The organism is uncultured Ramlibacter sp. (genome assembly GCF_936925435.1).
Lineage (GTDB): Bacteria > Pseudomonadota > Gammaproteobacteria > Burkholderiales > Burkholderiaceae_C > Ramlibacter.
Window position 1 is genome coordinate 1 of the sequence record NZ_CAKZHQ010000013.1, and the last position, 18153, is coordinate 18153.

Sequence of the window (18153 nt, forward strand, 5' to 3'; positions counted from 1 at the left end):
CGGCCTGGCGCAGCCCGTCGACGGCCCCGTGGAAGCCGATGGCGTGTTGTCCTTCTACCGTCGCAAGGGCCCGCCCTGGCAGCCCGAAGCGCTGCGCTTCTGCGCCGGGCCGGCGACGGCTGTGCCAGGCGAGCGTTTCCGGTACGGCGACTGCGACACGCTGGTGCTGGCGGGGCTGATCGAGCACCTCACCGGCCAGCCCATCCGCCAGCTCATGCAGCAGCGCCTGGCGCAGCGTTTCGGCGTGCAGTGCCTGGTGCCTGACGAAGCCGGCCTGCAATTGCCCGACCAAGAAATCCTGTTGTTCGAAGCCAAGGAGCAGATTCCCGATATCGAGGTCGATGAGTACATCGAAGAAGGTGTGGAGTCGGTGCCGATTGGTCGTATCGGCGCCATGGCGGCGAAACAGGTCATCCTGCAGAAAATCCGCGACGCCGAGCGCGAAATGCTGCTCAACGATTTCATGTCCCGCGGCGACAAGATTTTTGTCGGCACCGTCAAACGCATGGACAAGGGCGACATCATTGTGGAAAGCGGTCGTGTCGAAGGCCGCCTGCGCCGCAACGAGATGATCCCGAAGGAAAACCTGCGCACCGGCGACCGCGTGCGCGCCATGATCATGGAGGTGGACCTGACGCTGCGTGGCGCGCCCATCATCCTGTCGCGTTCAGCGCCCGAGTTCATGATTGAGTTGTTCCGCCAGGAAGTGCCCGAGATCGAACAAGGCCTGCTGGAGATCAAGTCCTGTGCCCGTGATGCCGGCTCGCGCGCCAAGATCGCGGTGCTGTCGCACGACAAGCGGGTTGATCCGATCGGCACCTGCGTCGGCGTGCGCGGCACCCGCGTCAACGGCGTGACCAACGAGCTGGCCGGCGAGCGCGTGGACATCGTGCTGTGGTCCGAGGACCCGGCGCAGTTCGTGATCGGCGCCCTGGCCCCGGCCAACGTCTCGTCCATCGTCGTCGATGAAGAGAAGCACGCCATGGACGTGGTGGTCGACGAGGAAAACCTCGCCATCGCCATCGGCCGAGGCGGCCAGAACGTGCGCCTGGCTTCCGACCTCACGGGCTGGAAGATCAACATCATGGACGCCAACGAGTCGGCACAGAAGCAGGCCGAAGAGACCGGCACCATCCGCAAGCTGTTCATGGAAAAGCTGGACGTCGACGAGGAAATCGCCGACATCCTGTTCTCCGAGGGCTTCACCAGCCTGGAAGAAGTGGCCTACGTGCCGATCCAGGAAATGCTGGAGATCGAGAGCTTCGACGAGGACACGGTCAACGAGCTGCGCACGCGCGCCAAGGATGCCCTGCTGACCATGGAAATCGCCCGCGAAGAGAGCGTCGAGGAAGTCTCGCAGCACCTGCGCGACCTCGAAGGCCTCACCCCCGAGCTGATTGCCAAGCTGGTCGAGAACGGCGTGAACACGCGCGACGACCTGGCCGACCTGGCCGTCGATGAATTGACAGATATCACCGGCCAGTCTTCGGACGAGGCCAAGACCTTGATCATGAAGGCTCGCGAGCACTGGTTCACCAGCGCCACCGCGGCCCAAGAGTGATGTGATGGAAGGCACCAGAACACATGTCCAGTACGACCGTCGCCGAGTTTGCAAACGAACTCAAGAAATCTCCCGACACGCTGCTTGAGCAGCTTCGCAGCGCAGGTGTGGCCAAATCGGCCGCGACCGACGCGCTCAGCGAAGCAGACAAGCAAAAGCTGCTCGGTTTCCTGCAGGCCAGCCATGGCACGGCTGCGCCTGAGCGCAAGAAAATCACCCTGGTGAAGAAGTCCACGAGCGAAATCAAGCAGGCCGACTCCACCGGCAAGGCGCGCACCATCCAGGTCGAGGTGCGCAAGAAGCGCACCTTCGTCAAGCGTGACGAGGGCGATACCGCCGTGGCCGAGCAGCCCGAGGACCAGGAGCCGGAGCAGGCACCGCCGGGCGCACCGCGCATCGACGAGGCCGAGCTGTCGCGTCGCGAGGAAGAAGCCCGCCGCCAGGCCGAGCTGATCCGCCGCCAGGAAGACGACCTGGTGGAAAAGCGCCGCCAGCGCGAGGAGGCCGAAAAGCGTGAGCGCGAAGCCGAAGAGCGCGCCGCCAATTACGCCGCCACCGCAGAACAGAAGAAGGCTGCCGAATCGAGCAACCAGGCCGAGGCTGCCCAGGCTGCTGCCGAAGCTGCCGCTGCCCGCGCCGCCGCCCAGACCGAAGCGCGCGAAAAGGCCGCTGCCGAGTCGAAGGCCCGCGCCGACGAGGAGGCCGCACGTGCCGCCGACTTGGGCGACCGCCGCCGCAAGGCCGAGGCCGAAGCCGCCGCCATCCGCTCGATGATGTCCGCGCCCAAGAAGGTGCTGGTGGCCCACAAGCCGCCTGAAAAAGTCGTGGTCAAGGCCGATCCGCCCAAGCCCGGCGCCGCCAAAGGCACGCTGCACAAGCCCGCCGTGGGCACCGGCACCGGCCGTCCGGCCCCGGCCGCCCCTGCGGGTCCCGGCGCTGGCAAGGAAGTCAAGTCCGCCAAGCTGTCGTCCAGCTGGGCAGGCGATCCGGCCAAGAAGAAGGCCATCCCCACCCGTGGCGATGCCTCGGGCGGCGTCGGCCGCAACAGCTGGCGCGGAGGCCCGCGTGGCCGTCGCGGCAACGACCGTGACCAGCGCGACGACCATACGCAGGCCGCACCGGTCGAGGCGCGCATCATCGAAGTGCACGTGCCCGAAACCATCACCGTGGCCGAACTGGCGCACAAGATGGCGGTGAAGTCCTCCGAGGTCATCAAGGCGCTGATGAAGATGGGCCAGATGGTCACCATCAACCAGCCGCTGGACCAGGACACGGCCATGATCATGGTCGAGGAAATGGGCCACAAGGCCGTGGTCGCCGCACTGGATGACCCGGAAGCCTTCGCCGAGCAGGATGCCGGTGTCGCCGATGGCGAGGCCCTGCCGCGCGCTCCCGTCGTCACTGTCATGGGCCACGTCGACCACGGCAAGACCTCGCTGCTGGACTACATTCGCCGCGCCAAGGTGGCGTCGGGCGAAGCCGGCGGCATCACCCAGCACATCGGCGCGTACCACGTGCAGACCGAGCGCGGGATGATCTCCTTCCTGGACACCCCGGGCCACGAGGCGTTCACCGCCATGCGGGCCCGCGGCGCCAAGGCCACGGACATCGTCATCCTGGTGGTGGCGGCCGATGACGGCGTCATGCCGCAGACCAAGGAAGCCATCAAGCACGCCAAGGCGGCGGGCGTTCCTCTCGTGGTGGCGATCAACAAGATCGACAAGCCCGGCGCCAACGCGGACCGCGTCAAGCAGGAGCTGGTGGCCGAGGAAGTCGTGCCCGAAGAGTACGGCGGCGAGTCGCCCTTCGTGCCGGTGTCGGCCAAGACCGGCGAGGGCATCGACGCCCTGCTGGAACAGGTGCTGCTCCAGGCCGAAGTGCTGGAACTCAAGGCCCCGGTCGAAGCCATGGCCAAGGGCCTGGTGATCGAGGCCCGGCTGGACAAGGGCCGCGGCCCTGTCGCCACCGTGCTGGTGCAGTCCGGCACGCTCAAGGCCGGCGACGTGGTGCTGGCCGGCCAGACCTATGGCCGTGTTCGCGCCATGCTCGACGAGAACGGCAAGGCCATCAAGTCGGCCGGTCCTTCCATTCCGGTGGAAATCCAGGGCCTGACCGAAGTGCCACAGGCTGGTGACGAGTTCATGGTGATGACCGACGAGCGCCGCGCCCGCGAAATCTCCACCTACCGTGCCGGCAAGTTCCGCAACACCAAGCTGGCCAAGCAGCAGGCCTCCAAGCTGGAGAACATGTTCACCGACATGACCGCCGGCGAGGTGAAGATGGTTCCCATCATCATCAAGGCCGACGTCCAGGGTTCGCAGGAAGCGCTGGGGCAGTCGCTGCTCAAGCTGTCGACCGACGAAGTCAAGGTTCAGCTGGTGTACTCCGCCGTCGGCGCCATCAGCGAGTCGGACGTCAACTTGGCCATCGCCTCCAAGGCGGTGATCATCGGCTTCAACGTGCGGGCCGATTCCGGTGCGCGCAAGACGGCCGAGAGCACAGGCGTGGACATCCGCTACTACAGCATCATCTATGACGCGGTGGACGAGCTCAAGATCGCCATGTCGGGCATGCTGACGCCGGACAAGAAGGAAGAAGTCATCGGCACGGCCGAGATCCGCACGGTGTTCGTGGCGTCCAAGATCGGCACTGTTGCCGGTTGCATGGTCACCTCGGGCCAGGTCAACCGCAACGCGCATTTCCGCCTGTTGCGCGACAACGTGGTGATCTACACCGGCGAAATCGAGTCGCTCAAGCGGGTCAAGGACGATGTGCGCGAAGTCAAGGAAGGTTTTGAGTGCGGTATCAAGCTCAAGAACTACAACGACATCTCTATCGGTGACCAGCTCGAGGTCTTCGAGATCAAGGAAATCGCCCGGACGCTGTAAAGCGACCAAGGTGCAGCAGTCATGGCAGCGAAAAAGTCATCCACACCCAACCGCGGCTTCAAGGTCGCCGATCAGATCCAGCGCGATCTGACGGAGCTGATCGCGCGCGAACTGAAGGACCCGCGGGTGGGCATGGTGACCATTCAGGCCGTCGAAGTGACGCCTGACTACGCCCACGCCAAGATCTTTTTCAGCGTGCTGGTGGGCGACCCCAACGAGTGCGAGGTGGCCTTGAACCAGGCCGCCGGCTTCCTGCGCAATGGGCTGTTCAAGCGCCTGCACATCCACACCGTGCCGACGCTGCACTTCCAGTTCGACCGCACGACCGAGCGCGCCGCCGACATGAACGCGCTGATCGCGCGCGCGGTCGCTTCCCGTTCCAAAGACGACGCATAGCCATGAGCGCACCACGAGCACGGGTCGTGAGGCGCCCCGTGCATGGGGTGCTTCTGCTGGACAAGCCTTTGGGCCTGTCGAGCAACAACGCCCTGCAAAAATGCAAATGGCTGCTGCGCGCCGAGAAGGCCGGCCACACCGGCACGCTCGACCCGCTGGCCACCGGCGTGCTGCCGCTGTGTTTTGGCGCCGCCACCAAGTTCAGCCAGCTCCAGCTCGATGCCGACAAGACCTACGAGGCCGTCGCCCGCCTGGGCGTCAAGACGGCCACTGGCGACGCCGAGGGTGATGTCATCGCGCAGCGACCCGTGCCGGCCGTCAGCGCCGAGATGCTGGCGCGGGTGCAGGCGCAGTTCACCGGAGCGCAGCGCCAGCTGCCACCCATGCACAGCGCGTTGAAGAAGGACGGCAAGGCCCTGTACGAATACGCCCGCGCCGGCCAGGAAGTGGAGCGGGCACCCCGCGACATCACCATTTTTGAGTTGAATCTGTCTGTAGCCCCCGCTGAATATGGCCCGGATGCTATCAAGATAGTAGCAAAAGTCAGCAAGGGAACCTACATCCGCACGCTGGGCGAAGACATCGGTGAGGCCCTGGGCTGCGGCGCCCACCTGATCGCGCTGCGCCGCATCGCCACCGGCCAGTTCGGCCAGGCGCAGTGCGTGACGCTGGAGGCTCTGGAGGCGATGGGCGAAGACGAGCGGCTGGAGCGCCTGTTGCCTGTGGACGCGCTGCTGCCCGATCACACGGCCGTCACGCTGGACGCCGACAATGCAGGCCGTTTCCTGTCGGGCGTGCGCCGGCGTGGCGACTGGCCCGACAACGAACACATCGCCGTCTTCGGCGCGCAGCCGCGCGCCCTGCTGGGCACGGGCCATACCCGTGCCGGCGAACTGATCCCGGGGCGCTTGCTGGCCCCTACCGAAATTCAGCAAATCCTGGAACCGAGACCATGAGCAACCAAAAGCAAATCCGCAACATCGCCATCATCGCCCACGTCGACCACGGCAAAACCACCATGGTCGACCAGCTGCTGCGCCAGTCTGGCACCTTCGCCGAGCACGAGAAAGTGGTCGACACCGTGATGGACAACAACGCCATCGAAAAAGAGCGTGGCATCACCATCCTGGCCAAGAACTGCGCCGTGAGCTGGGAAGGCACGCACATCAACATCGTCGACACCCCCGGCCACGCCGACTTCGGCGGCGAGGTCGAGCGCGCCCTGTCCATGGTCGACAGCGTGGTGCTGCTCATCGACGCGCAAGAGGGCCCCATGCCCCAGACACGTTTCGTGACCAAGAAGGCCCTGGCCCTGGGCCTGCGTCCCATCCTGGTGGTCAACAAGGTCGACAAGCCGGGCGCCAACCCCGACAAGGTGGTCAACGCCGCCTTCGACCTGTTCGACAAGCTGGGCGCAACGGACGAGCAACTGGACTTCCCCATCGTCTACGCCTCGGGCATCAATGGGTGGTCGTCGCTGGAGGAGGGCGCTCCCGGCGAGCAGTGGGGCCCCGACATGTCGGCCCTGTTCAACACCATCCTCAAGCACGTCCCGCCGAACACGGGCGACCCGACTGCCCCGCTGCAGCTGCAGGTCTCGGCACTGGATTTTTCCACCTTCGTCGGCCGCATCGGCGTGGGCCGCATCAGCCAGGGCACCATCAAGCCCATGATGGACGTGGTCGTCATGGAGGGCCCGGACGGCAAGACCCTCAAGGGCCGCGTCAACCAGGTGCTGACCTTCCGTGGCCTGGACCGCGTCCAGGTGACCGAGGCCGGCCCCGGCGACATCGTGCTGATCAACGGCATTGAAAACATCGGCATCGGCGTGACCGTGACCGACCCTGCCAACCCGGCACCGCTGCCCATGCTCAAGGTCGACGAACCGACCCTGACCATGAACTTCTGCGTCAACACCAGCCCGCTGGCTGGCCGTGAAGGCAAGTTCGTCACCAGCCGCCAGATCTGGGACCGCCTGCAAAAGGAACTGCAGCACAACGTGGCACTGCGCGTGAACGAAACCGACGAGGAAGGCATCTTCGAGGTCATGGGCCGGGGTGAACTGCACCTGACCATCCTGCTGGAAAACATGCGCCGCGAAGGCTATGAGCTGGCTGTCTCCAAGCCGCGCGTGGTGCTCAAGACGGTCAACGGCGAGAAGCACGAGCCGATCGAGCTGGTCACCGTGGACGTGGAAGAAACCCACCAGGGCGGCGTGATGCAGGCCCTGGGCGAGCGCAAGGGCGACCTGGTGAACATGGAGCCGGACGGCCGCGGCCGTGTCCGCCTCGAATACCGGATCCCGGCGCGTGGCCTGATCGGCTTCACCAACGAGTTCCTGAACCTGACGCGCGGCTCGGGCCTGATCTCGAACATCTTCGACAGCTACGAGCCGCACAAGGGCGACATCGGCGGGCGCAAGCAGGGTGTGCTGATCTCCATGGACGACGGCGAGATCTTCACCTACGCACTGGGCAAGCTGGACGACCGCGGCCGCATGTTCGTCAAGGCCAACGACCCGGTGTACGAGGGCATGATCGTGGGCATCCACAGCCGCGACAACGACCTGGTGGTCAACGCCACACGCACCAAACAGTTGACCAACTTCCGCGTCTCGGGCAAGGAAGACGCGATCAAGATCACGCCGCCGATCGAGCTGACGCTGGAGTACGGCGTCGAGTTCATCGAGGACGATGAGCTGGTCGAGATCACGCCCAAGAGCGTGCGCCTGCGCAAGCGCTACCTCAAGGAGAACGAGCGCAAGCGCGCCGGCCGCGACTCCTGAACCCATGAAACTGCGCCACGGTCAGGCCGTGTGGGTGATGGTGGCGGTGACCCTGATGTGGTCCATCGCCGGCGTTGTCGCGCGCCAGCTGGAACACGCCCGCAGCTTCGAGGTGACTTTCTGGCGGAGTTTCTTCACCGCGGCGTCGCTGCTGGTGATTCTGCCCGCCTGGCAGGGCCGCCAGGTGTTTCGCAACATGCACTGGCGCAGCCCGTACTTCTGGCTGTCCGGCGTGTGCTGGAGCGTGATGTTCACCGCCTTCATGGTGGCGCTCACGCTGACCACGGTGGCCAACGTGCTGATCACGCTGGCCCTGGGGCCGCTGTTCACCGCCCTGGTTTCGCGCGTCTTCACCGGCCACAGGCTGGCGCCGCGCACCTGGGTGGCGATCGCGGTGGCCGGCGTCGGCATCGTCTGGATGTTTGGCTCACAGGTGAGCCTGGGCACGCCGGGCGTGCTCGCGGGCATGCTGGTGGCCCTGTGCGTTCCCTGCGCCGGCGCCGTGCAGTGGACGGTGACCCAGCGCAGCCAGGCGCGCGGCGACAAGCTGGACCTGGTGCCCTGCGTGCTGGTGGGTGCGCTGATCTCCACCGCCGTCAGCCTGCCGCTGGCCCTGCCGTTTGGCGCATCGGGCGCGGACGTGGCCTGGCTGGCCCTGCTGGGCCTGGTACAGCTGGCCATTCCCTGCGTGCTGTCTGTGGTCTGCGCCCGCGTGCTCAAGGCGCCCGAGGTGTCCTTGCTGGCCTTGCTGGAAGTCATCTTCGGCATCGCCCTGGCCTGGGCCGGCGCCAATGAGCAGCCAGGCCCCAACGTGCTGGTCGGCGGCGCCCTGGTGCTGGGCGCCCTGGTCGTCAATGAACTGATCGGATGGAAGCAAAGAGGATGAGCGATGTCATCGCCGAGGTCCGCGGTCGCGCCGGCCTCATCACCCTGAACCGGCCCAAGGCGCTCAACGCGCTGTCCCTGGCCATGGTGCGCGACCTCACTGCGGCCCTGCTGGCCTGGCGCGACGATCCGGCCATCGAGGTGGTGGGCATCCGCGGCATGGGCAAGGACAGCGCCAGCCCCAGCGGCGCCAGCCCTTTTGGGATGTTCTGCGCCGGTGGCGACATCCGCTTCTTCCACCAGGTGGCGCTGGCCGGCGGCGTGGCGATGGAGGACTTCTTCACCGAGGAGTACACCCTCAACCACCTGATCCACCACTATCCCAAGCCCTATGTGGGCTTCATGGACGGCATCTGCTTTGGCGGCGGCATGGGCATCACCCAGGGCGCGGCCCTGCGCATCGTCACCGAACGCACGAAGATGGCCATGCCCGAGACCAACATCGGCCTGTTCCCCGATGTGGGCGGCGGCTATTTCCTCAGCCGCTGCCCGGGCCGCATCGGTGAGTACCTGGCCCTGACCGGCGAGATGATCGAGGGCCATGACGCGCTGGCCGCCGGCCTGGCCGATCTGCTGCTGGACGCGGCCCGCCTGCCGGCCGTCTGGGACAGCCTGGCCAGCCAGGGCGCGGCCGCCGTGGCACCGCTGCGGGACCCGGATGCTATGCAATCCATAGCTGAAAAGAGCCATTTGGCGGGGTCCAGGGGCCAGATTGACCGATTTTTCGGGCTGGACAGCGTGGCTGCGATCGTGGCCGCGCTGGAAGCCGACAGCACGCCCTGGGCGGAAGCGACCGCGGCCGTGCTGCGCAAGCGTTCGCCCCTGATGCTGCATGTGGTGCTCGAGCAGTTGCGGCGCGGGCGCAGCATGGCCTTGGCCGAGGACCTGCGCATGGAGCGCGACATGGTGCGCCACTGCTTCCACCTGCGGCCCGGCACCGCCAGCGATACCGTGGAGGGCATCCGCGCCCTGGCGGTCGACAAGGACCACAGCCCGAAGTGGAATCCGCCGCGCATCGAGGACGTGACGCCGGAGATGGTGGCGCCGTTCTTCGCCAGCCCCTGGCCCACGCATGCGCATCCTTTGCGCATGCTCTCCTGAAGTTCAGCGGTTGCGCGACTTCATCGCGCGCTCGACCTCGCGCTTGCCTTCGCGGTCCTTGATGGTGTCGCGCTTGTCGTGCTCCGCCTTGCCCTTGGCCAGCGCGAATTCGCATTTGACCTTGCCGGTCTTCCAGTGCAGGTTCAGCGGCACCAGGGTGTAGCCTTTTTGCTCGACCTTGCCGATCAGGCGGCGGATCTGCTCCTTGTGCAGCAGCAGCTTCTTGGTGCGGATGGAGTCCGGATTGACATGGGTAGAGGCCGTCTTGAGCGGATTGATCTGGCAGCCGATGAGAAAGAGCTCGCCATTGCGCACGACGACATACCCATCGGTCAGCTGCACCTTGCCTTCGCGCAGCGCCTTGACCTCCCAGCCCTGCAGCACCATGCCGGCCTCGAACTTTTCCTCGAAGAAATAGTTGAAGGCGGCCTTCTTGTTGTCGGCAATGCGGCTGGCGGTTTCGGGTTTCTTGGTCATCAGACTACAAATGGGGATGTGTTGGTGTCTCTACAATCCCGCGCGGGCCCCGCATTCTCTATGAAAACAGTTCTCAAATCCGTCCTCATCTGGTACAGCGCCCAGGAAATGTTCGCCCTGGTCACCGATGTGGAGAAATATCCGCAATTCCTGCCCTGGTGCGACCGCGCTGCGGTGCTCGAGCGCGACGAGCACGGCATGCGGGCCGAAGTCGGCATCGCCTTCGGCGGCATCCACCAGAGCTTCACCACCCGCAACGAGCACGTCGCCGACCGCGAGGTGGCGATGAAGCTGATCGACGGCCCGTTCTCGCGGCTGGACGGCCACTGGACCTTCAGCCCCGTCGGCGATGCTGCCCAGCGCTCGTGCAAGGTCGAACTGCGCCTGCACTACGGCTTCAAGAGTGCCGCTCTGGCGACACTGGTCGGTCCGGTCTTTGACAAGATCGCCGGCAGCCTGGTCGACGCCTTCGTCAAGCGAGCAGAGCAAGTCTACGGCTAGGGCCCCACGATGCAAGTCACCGTTGCCTGGTCGCCGGCGCCGCGCGAGGTGCGGGAATGGACGCTCAGCCTGGAGGAGGGCGCCACGGTGCTGGCGGCGCTGCAGGCCAGCGGGCTTGCAGCCGCCTGCCCGGAACTGGACCTGGCGCAGGCGCCGGTCGGCGTCTGGGGCCGCGCGGCGACGCTCGGCCAGCAGCTGCAGCCGGGCGACAGGGTGGAGGTCTACCGGCCGCTGCTGGTCGACCCCAAGCTCGCGCGGCGCGAGCGCTTCCGTGAGCAGGGCACGCGGGCAGCCGGGCTGTTCGCCAAAAAGAAAGCCGGCCCCAAGGCCGGCTCTTGACTGGACCGGATGGCGCTCAGCCAGGCGCCTTGCAGTCTGTGGCGATGATGCCGTCCAGGCGCTTTGCCTCCGACGCGCGCATGGCGTCATCCATGATGTCCCGTTCCCCCTTCGCATTGGTATATGCAATGCGCACTCCCGAGTCGAAGCTGGCCTTGGACCTTTTGGCGCGCTCGCAGTTTTCAGCCTTGATCTTGGACACCCGTTCTGCTTCTGCCTGCTTTTTTGTTGCCTCGGCCGCGTCGGCCTGCTTTTTCTTTTCTTCCAACGCCTTGTCTGTGCCGCTGACCTTCAGGCCGCTGGCGGCGACCTTGGGGGCCGACGCTGCAGCAACGGCGCCAGCAGGAGCTTCGGCGGCAGGCGTGGCCTCTGGCGGCTGCATGGCCTTGCCACCCGGCTGCTTGAGGATACTTTTGGCGGGGATGCTCGCCGGCGGCGACTGGTCGCTGTAGACCTTGCGGCCATCCTTGTCGAGCCAGACCCACTGGGCCGCTGCCGCCAGGGGCAGGGCGCAGCCCAGGGCGAGTGTCAGAGCGCGAAACCTGTTCATGCGGTCAGTGTAGCGCGGCCCTGTTGCGGCCGTGTCGCGGTCCCGCGCCGCTCGTCGGCATTCCCTCACGCTTCGTCGGGCGGCCCCGTGCGGGTAAGTCCCAGGGGGCGCGGGTACAATCGTTTTTTTGGAGCTTTGACATGCGCCTTTTAGGAAAAGCGCTCACCTTCGACGATGTGTTGCTGGTGCCAGCGTTCTCCCAGGTCCTGCCCAAGGACACCTCTCTCGCGACCCGTCTCTCCCGCAATATCACCCTGAACCTGCCGCTGGTGTCCGCAGCCATGGACACGGTGACGGAAGCGCGTCTGGCGATCGCCATCGCCCAGGAAGGCGGCATGGGCATCGTCCACAAGAACCTCACGGCCAAGCAGCAGGCTGCCGAAGTGGCGCGCGTCAAGCGTTACGAGTCGGGCGTGCTGCGCGACCCGGTGGTGATCACCCCCGACCACACCGTGCGCCAGGTCATCGCCATGCAGGAGCAGCTGGGCATCTCCGGCTTCCCGGTGATCGACGGCGGCCGCGTGGTGGGCATCGTGACCGGGCGCGACCTGCGCTTCGAGACCCGCTACGACGTGCCTGTCAGCCAGATCATGACGCCGCGCGACAAGCTCATCACGGTGCAGGAAGGCACGAGCCCGGCCGAAGCCAAGGCGCTGCTGAACAAATACAAGCTCGAGCGCCTGTTGGTCATCAACGACGCCTTCGAGCTCAAGGGCCTGATCACCGTCAAGGACATCACCAAGCAGACCAGCTTCCCCAACGCCGCGCGTGACCCGTCGGGCCGCCTGCGCGTGGGCGCGGCGGTCGGCGTGGGCGAGGGCACCGAAGAGCGGGTTGAACTGCTGGTCAAGGCCGGCGTCGACGCCATCGTGGTCGACACCGCCCACGGCCACAGCAAGGGCGTGATCGAGCGCGTGCGCTGGGTCAAGCAGAACTATCCGCAGGTCGACGTCATCGGCGGCAACATCGCCACCGGTGCCGCCGCCCTGGCCCTGGTCGAGGCCGGCGCCGACGCGGTCAAGGTCGGCATCGGCCCGGGCTCGATCTGCACCACCCGCATCGTTGCCGGCGTCGGCGTGCCGCAGATCATGGCCATCGACAGCGTGGCCACGGCCTTGCAAGGCAGCGGCGTGCCGCTGATCGCCGACGGTGGCATCCGCTACTCGGGCGACATCGCCAAGGCCATCGCCGCCGGCGCCCACACGGTGATGATGGGCGGCATGTTCGCCGGCACCGAAGAGGCGCCCGGCGAGATCGTGCTGTTCCAGGGCCGCAGCTACAAGAGCTACCGCGGCATGGGCTCGATCGGCGCGATGGAGCAGGGCAGCGCCGACCGCTATTTCCAGGAAGCCACCACCGGCAACCCGAACGCCGACAAGCTGGTGCCCGAAGGCATCGAAGGCCGCGTCCCCTACAAGGGCTCGCTGGTGTCCATCGTCTACCAGATGGCCGGCGGCGTGCGCGCCAGCATGGGCTACTGCGGTTGCGCCACGATCGAAGAGATGCGTGCCAAAGCGGAATTCGTGGAGATCACCTCGGCTGGCATCCGCGAGAGCCACGTGCACGACGTGCAAATCACCAAGGAAGCGCCGAACTACCGTTCCGAATGATTCTGGCCAGAGTTGAAAAACAGGCCAGATACTGCTACCATTTTGGCCAGAGTCTCCACTTCTGGCCAAAATCATGCACACCACCGGGATTTTTGAAGCCAAAAACAACTTTTCCGCCCTGATCGAGCAGGTGGAAAAGGGTGAAGAGGTGCGCATTACCCGCCACGGCAAGGAAGTCGTGCGCATGCTGCCGGTGCGCCGCAAGCCGGTCATCACCGACGAGCAGATTGAGCGCGAACTCAGCCAGATAGACGCCTTGCATGCGTCCATCAAGCCCGGTCCCACAGTGCGTGAGCTGCGTGACGAAGGCCGGCAGGAATGACGGCCTTCGTGCTCGACGCCTCCGTCACCGCCGCCTGGCTGCTGCCCGACGAGGCCGGCGAGCACACGCGACGCCTGTACACCCTGATCCGGCGCGACGAGGTGGAACCCCAGGCGCCCAATCTCTGGCAATGGGAATGCGCCAATATCCTGGCCAACGGCGTGCGCCGCGGCCGCATCCCGCAGACGGCGGTGGAAGGGCTGTGGGGCGTGCTCGACGCCATCCGCCACCGCGTGGAGCTACATGAGCTGGCGCCCGCGCAGCACAAGGCGTCCCTGGCCGTCGCCATGGACGCGGGCCTGTCGGCCTACGACGCCGGCTACATGTGGCTGGCGCGCTCGCTGAACCTGCCTCTGGCCACTTTCGACAAACGCCTCATCGACGCCGCCCCCGCCTGCGGCGTCAAGCTCCTGGACCTTTCTAGCCTCTAGCCATGCAACACCAGAAAATCCTCATCCTCGACTTCGGCTCCCAGGTCACACAGCTGATCGCCCGGCGCGTGCGCGAAGCCCACGTGTTCTGCGAAGTCCATCCCTGCGACGTCTCGGACGACTGGGTGCGCGAGTACGCCAAGGACGGCGCGCTCAAGGGCGTGATCCTCTCGGGCAGCCATGCCAGCGTCTACGAGGACACGACAGACAAGGCGCCGCAAGCCGTCTTCGAGCTAGGCGTGCCGGTGCTGGGCATCTGCTACGGCATGCAGACCATGGCCCACCAACTGGGTGGCAAGGTCGAGAGCGGGCACAAGCGCGAGTTCGGCTTCGCTGCCGTGCGCGCGCGCGGCCATACCGAACTGCTCAAGGACATCGCCGACTTCGCCACCGCCGAAGGCCACGGCATGCTCAACGTCTGGATGAGCCATGGCGACAAGGTGACCGAGCTGCCGCCGGGCTTCAAGCTGATGGCCTCGACCGAGAGCTGCCCGATCGCCGGCATGGCCGACGAGGCGCGCAAGTTCTACGCCCTGCAGTTCCATCCCGAAGTCACCCACACCCAGCAAGGCAAGGCCATCCTCGAGCGCTTCGTGCTCGGCATCTGTGGCGCCCAGCCCGACTGGATCATGCGCGATCACATCGCCGAGGCGGTGGCGAAAATCCGCGAGCAGGTGGGCGACGAAGAGGTCATCCTGGGCCTGTCCGGCGGCGTCGACTCCTCCGTCGCCGCCGCCCTGATCCACCGTGCCATCGGCGACCAGCTGACCTGCGTCTTCGTCGACCACGGCCTGCTGCGCCTGAACGAGGGCGACATGGTGATGGAGATGTTCGCCGGCAAGCTGCACGCCAAGGTGATCCGGGTCGACGCCAGCGCCCTGTTCCTGGGCAAGCTGGCCGGCGTGACCGACCCGGAAGCCAAGCGCAAGATCATCGGCGGCGAATTCGTCACCGTCTTCAAGCAGGAGGCCGCGACGCTGACGGGCGCCGGCGCCAAGGGTGCCAAGTGGCTGGCCCAGGGCACGATCTACCCGGACGTGATCGAGTCCGGTGGCGCCAAAACCAAGAAGGCCGTCACCATCAAGAGCCACCACAACGTCGGCGGCCTGCCCGAGCAGCTGGGTCTCAAGCTGCTGGAGCCGCTGCGCGACCTGTTCAAGGACGAGGTGCGCGAGCTGGGCGTGGCGCTGGGACTGCCGCACGACATGGTCTACCGCCATCCTTTCCCCGGCCCCGGCCTGGGCGTGCGCATCCTGGGGGAAGTCAAGAAGGAGTACGCCGACCTGCTGCGCCGCGCCGACGCCATCTTCATCGAGGAGTTGCGCAACTTCAAGGACGAGGCCACGGGCAAGTCCTGGTACGACCTGACCAGCCAGGCCTTCACCGTCTTCCTGCCGGTCAAGAGCGTGGGTGTGATGGGTGATGGCCGCACCTACGACTACGTGGTGGCGCTGCGCGCCGTGCAGACCAGCGACTTCATGACGGCCGACTGGGCCGAGCTGCCTTATGCGCTGCTCAAGAGGGTCTCCAGCCGCATCATCAACGAGGTGCGCGGCATCAACCGCGTCACCTACGACGTGAGCAGCAAGCCGCCAGCAACGATCGAGTGGGAGTGAGCACGGCTTCCTAGGCCCATGCCTTAGGGCGGCTAGGCAATTTGCCTATCAAGTGCGGGGGTACGTCTAGTTACATTGGTTCTAAGCCCAATGCCAACGGAGTCCCCCCAATGCTGAGTACCCCGGTCTTCCAGTCCAAACTGCAACCGTCCCAGGTGCTGAGCGACAACTATCTGTCGCCGGTCCCGCGCGACGAACGCTATGAGCGCATCACCCGCACGGCGATGCGCCTGCTGGAAATTCCGATGGCCTTCATCGCGATGGAACAAGAAGAGGCCAAGCCCTGGCTGCGCTCGGCCCATGGGCTGCCGGCCCACCAGACCCGCCATGCGCTGCAGTTCTGTGCCGCGCCGGTCGATGGCGGCCAGGCCCGCCTGGAAACCGACGCCAGCCTCAACCCGGTGTTCTGGGACAACCCCCTGGTGACCGGCCCCACCCACGTGCGCTCCCTGCTCAGCGTGCCGCTTTACCTGGACAACGGCGAGCGCGCCGGCGCCCTGTGCGCCATGGACACCACCCCCCACGCGTTTCGCCAATCCCATGTGCAGGGCCTGCAGGACCTGGCGAGGCTGGCCGAGGCCGAATTGCGTCTGGACGTGCTGGCCGACAGCCACAAGCGGGCGCTGATCCGCCTGGGGCAGATGGAGCGCCGGGCCTTGTACGAGCGGGTCGCCGGCGGCCTGCCGGTGCGGCGCTTCCGCGAGTTGCTCAGTGGCGAACTGGCACTGGCGCGGCAGCAGAACACCTCGCTGGCCCTGTGCTACCTGCGTGTGCGCAACATGGACGAACTGGCCGGCGTGCAGGACAGGTCCCGTGCGGCCACCGTGCGCCAGTTGATCGCCCAGGTGCTGCGCCAGCGCCTTCCCGATGACGGCGCCCTGACCGCGCTGGGCAACACCGATTTTTGTGCCCTGGTGCCGGGCGCGACGGCCGCTGCCGTGGACGAACTGCTGGCCTCCTTGCGCAATCCGCGCGTGGCCCTCGATGCCCCGGGGATCCGCCTGGACCTGGAACTTCAATTGGGCCTGGGCCTGGCCAGGCTGGACGAGATGCCCGCCACAGCCAGCGCCATCGACATCTGGGCCACGACCCTGGCCCGCCTGGAGCCCCTGGACGCCTGAAGGGCGGCAGCCGGCGGGGCACAATTGCCCCATGGACCAGCCGCCACAAGACCTGTTTGGAGAGGTGCCGCAACCGGCGCCCCGACGTCCGGCGCAGCGGCGAGCGCCGGCCGCGCAGCCGCGCCACACCCTGTTTTTCGCACTGCGGCCGGACCCCTCCGACGCGGCCGCGATCGATCGCTTCGCCGCCGGCCTGCTGGCATCGCTTGGTGTCTCGGGCAAGCGCATCGCCCCGGAGCGCTTGCACGTCACGCTGGACCTGGTCGGGCACGACGCGGACCAAGCCAGCGTGGACGCGGCCCGCCGCGCGGCTGCCACCGTCCGCTTTGCGGCCATCGATGTGCGCTTCGATGCTGTCATGAGCTTCGACGCGCCCAGTGCTCCCTTGGTGCTGCTGGGCGCCCAGGGACTCGATGCGGTGCGCGGCCTGCGCACAACGCTGGGCGGCGCGCTGGCCGACCAGGGCTTCAAACCGCCGCGGACCTACGAGCCGCACATGACCCTGTGCTACGACCCGCGCCACCGCATCGAGCGCAAGCCCCTGGAACCTATCGGCTTTCGCGCCACGGGATTCGCCCTGGTCCGCAGCCATATCGGCTTGTCGCGCCACGAAGTGCTGGGAACCTGGCCGCTGGGCAACTGAGCGCCGCATCGCAGTGATGCGCAATTTGCACGGCGCCGCCGTGGCTTCTTGCTAAAGTGCAAGCCAGGAGAGAGCGCCATGTACCAACCGCCGCAGTTCAAGAACAAGGATTCCGCCATCGCCGCGGAGCTGATGCGCTCGCATCCTTTCGCGAGCCTCATCTCGTGCGACGACACCGGCCTGCCGTTTGTCACCCACCTGCCGCTGCATCTGGAAGAGCGCGACGGCGGCTTCGTGCTGCTGGGCCATTGCGCCAAGCCCAATCCCCACTGGCGCTATCTGCAGCAACGGCCCCGGGCTGTCGTGAATTTCCTGGGGCCGCACGCCTATCTGTCGCCCAAGGTCTATCCCGACCTGCAGCGCGTGCCCAGCTGGAACTACCTTGCCGTGCACTGCACCGTCGAAGCCGTGCTGGTGGAGGATCCGCTGGCCAAGGACAGGTTGCTCAAAAAACTGATCGGCGACCACGAGCCGCCCTATGCCCAGCAGTGGCGCGACCTGGGCGAGGAATTCGCCCACAAGATGCTGGCCGGCATCGTCGGTTTCGAGCTGAAGGTGACCGAACTGCAATGCAAGCTCAAGCTGAACCAGCACCGCCCCGAGTCGCATGCTGCGCTCCGGCAAGCCTATGCCGGCGGCAACGAGCAGGAGATGGCGCTGGCGCAGTGGATGGACAAGCTCGGGATGGGAGCCTGACATGCGCGCGGTCTTCGGCATCTTGAGCCTGCTGGTAGTGGTTGCCATCGTCGGCATGCTGGCCAAAAAGCAGTTGAGCAGCGCGGTCGCGCCCTTGCCGGTGGTGCCCGGCGCGCCTGTGGGAGCCGCGGCACCGGCGGCCACACCGCAGCAGCAGGTCCAGCAGTTCGAGCAAGCCGTGCAGGGCGCCATGCAGCAGGCGCGACCCATGCCGGATGAAAAGTAGCATCA

General features: G+C 66.3%; 19 protein-coding genes. 17 read left to right on the forward strand and 2 right to left on the reverse strand.

Annotated features, from left to right (window positions below):
- Positions 1 to 4 precede the first annotated feature (4 nt).
- From nusA to Q0632_RS07790, 7 genes are read left to right on the forward strand one after another with little or no spacing between them, the layout of a single operon-like run.
- Positions 5 to 1561: a transcription termination factor NusA gene (gene nusA / locus Q0632_RS07760; RefSeq protein ID WP_298927039.1), complete on the forward strand. Its 1557-nt coding sequence runs from the start codon at positions 5 to 7 to the stop codon at positions 1559 to 1561.
- Positions 1562 to 1584: 23 nt separating this feature from the next.
- Positions 1585 to 4449, forward strand: coding sequence for a translation initiation factor IF-2 (gene infB, locus Q0632_RS07765; RefSeq protein WP_298926776.1), 2865 nt, complete (start codon positions 1585 to 1587; stop codon positions 4447 to 4449).
- A 21-nt stretch (positions 4450 to 4470) separates the two neighbouring features.
- Positions 4471 to 4845: a 30S ribosome-binding factor RbfA gene (rbfA, locus tag Q0632_RS07770; RefSeq protein ID WP_298926779.1), complete on the forward strand. Its 375-nt coding sequence runs from the start codon at positions 4471 to 4473 to the stop codon at positions 4843 to 4845.
- Between the two features lie 2 nt (positions 4846 to 4847).
- Entirely contained in the window at positions 4848 to 5801 is a 954-nt protein-coding gene (gene truB / locus Q0632_RS07775; RefSeq protein WP_298926782.1) for a tRNA pseudouridine(55) synthase TruB, read from the forward strand.
- Complete coding sequence (typA, locus tag Q0632_RS07780; RefSeq protein WP_298926785.1) at positions 5798 to 7630, forward strand: translational GTPase TypA; 1833 nt, start codon at positions 5798 to 5800, stop codon at positions 7628 to 7630. Before truB ends, typA begins: the two co-directional genes overlap by 4 nt.
- 4 nt (positions 7631 to 7634) lie before the next feature.
- Positions 7635 to 8516, forward strand: a complete 882-nt coding sequence (locus tag Q0632_RS07785; RefSeq protein WP_298926787.1) for a DMT family transporter — start codon at positions 7635 to 7637, stop codon at positions 8514 to 8516.
- Complete coding sequence (locus Q0632_RS07790) at positions 8513 to 9616, forward strand: enoyl-CoA hydratase/isomerase family protein (RefSeq protein WP_298926789.1); 1104 nt, start codon at positions 8513 to 8515, stop codon at positions 9614 to 9616. Before Q0632_RS07785 ends, Q0632_RS07790 begins: the two co-directional genes overlap by 4 nt.
- 3 nt (positions 9617 to 9619) lie before the next feature.
- Here Q0632_RS07790 and smpB read toward each other — a convergent pair whose 3' ends face one another.
- Positions 9620 to 10093 carry an SsrA-binding protein SmpB gene (gene smpB, locus Q0632_RS07795; RefSeq protein WP_298926791.1) on the reverse strand — a complete coding sequence of 158 codons (474 nt, stop codon included), beginning with the start codon at positions 10091 to 10093 and terminating at the stop codon, positions 9620 to 9622.
- A gap of 60 nt (positions 10094 to 10153) precedes the next feature.
- Between smpB and Q0632_RS07800 the strand changes: the two genes are divergently transcribed.
- Together Q0632_RS07800 and Q0632_RS07805 are read left to right on the forward strand one after the other, a co-directional pair.
- Entirely contained in the window at positions 10154 to 10594 is a 441-nt protein-coding gene (locus tag Q0632_RS07800) for a type II toxin-antitoxin system RatA family toxin (protein WP_298926793.1), read from the forward strand.
- Positions 10595 to 10603: 9 nt separating this feature from the next.
- Positions 10604 to 10933 carry an RnfH family protein gene (locus Q0632_RS07805; RefSeq protein ID WP_298926794.1) on the forward strand — a complete coding sequence of 110 codons (330 nt, stop codon included), beginning with the start codon at positions 10604 to 10606 and terminating at the stop codon, positions 10931 to 10933.
- 16 nt (positions 10934 to 10949) lie between these two features.
- Here Q0632_RS07805 and Q0632_RS07810 read toward each other — a convergent pair whose 3' ends face one another.
- Complete coding sequence (locus tag Q0632_RS07810; protein ID WP_298926795.1) at positions 10950 to 11483, reverse strand: DUF4124 domain-containing protein; 534 nt, start codon at positions 11481 to 11483, stop codon at positions 10950 to 10952.
- A 140-nt stretch (positions 11484 to 11623) separates the two neighbouring features.
- On the opposite strand from Q0632_RS07810, the gene guaB reads away from it, so the two are divergent.
- The 8 genes from guaB to Q0632_RS07850 all read left to right on the forward strand — a co-directional run bounded on the left by guaB (position 11624) and on the right by Q0632_RS07850 (position 18148).
- Positions 11624 to 13093, forward strand: coding sequence for an IMP dehydrogenase (guaB, locus tag Q0632_RS07815; RefSeq protein ID WP_298926797.1), 1470 nt, complete (start codon positions 11624 to 11626; stop codon positions 13091 to 13093).
- Between the two features lie 73 nt (positions 13094 to 13166).
- Positions 13167 to 13415 (forward strand): type II toxin-antitoxin system Phd/YefM family antitoxin, encoded by a 249-nt coding sequence (locus tag Q0632_RS07820; RefSeq protein WP_298926798.1) that lies wholly within the window; start codon positions 13167 to 13169, stop codon positions 13413 to 13415.
- Complete coding sequence (locus Q0632_RS07825) at positions 13412 to 13846, forward strand: type II toxin-antitoxin system VapC family toxin (RefSeq protein WP_298926800.1); 435 nt, start codon at positions 13412 to 13414, stop codon at positions 13844 to 13846. The genes Q0632_RS07820 and Q0632_RS07825 overlap by 4 nt, the downstream gene beginning before the upstream one ends.
- A 2-nt stretch (positions 13847 to 13848) precedes the next feature.
- Entirely contained in the window at positions 13849 to 15462 is a 1614-nt protein-coding gene (gene guaA / locus Q0632_RS07830) for a glutamine-hydrolyzing GMP synthase (RefSeq protein WP_298926804.1), read from the forward strand.
- 110 nt (positions 15463 to 15572) lie between these two features.
- A complete protein-coding gene (locus Q0632_RS07835; RefSeq protein WP_298926806.1) occupies positions 15573 to 16583 on the forward strand; it encodes a GAF domain-containing protein in 1011 nt (336 codons plus the stop codon).
- A gap of 31 nt (positions 16584 to 16614) precedes the next feature.
- Positions 16615 to 17226, forward strand: coding sequence for a 2'-5' RNA ligase family protein (locus Q0632_RS07840; protein WP_298926809.1), 612 nt, complete (start codon positions 16615 to 16617; stop codon positions 17224 to 17226).
- Between the two features lie 78 nt (positions 17227 to 17304).
- Positions 17305 to 17922 carry an FMN-binding negative transcriptional regulator gene (locus Q0632_RS07845; protein WP_298926814.1) on the forward strand — a complete coding sequence of 206 codons (618 nt, stop codon included), beginning with the start codon at positions 17305 to 17307 and terminating at the stop codon, positions 17920 to 17922.
- 1 nt (position 17923) lies between these two features.
- Positions 17924 to 18148, forward strand: coding sequence for a hypothetical protein (locus Q0632_RS07850; protein WP_298926819.1), 225 nt, complete (start codon positions 17924 to 17926; stop codon positions 18146 to 18148).
- The last annotated feature ends 5 nt before the right edge of the window (positions 18149 to 18153 follow it).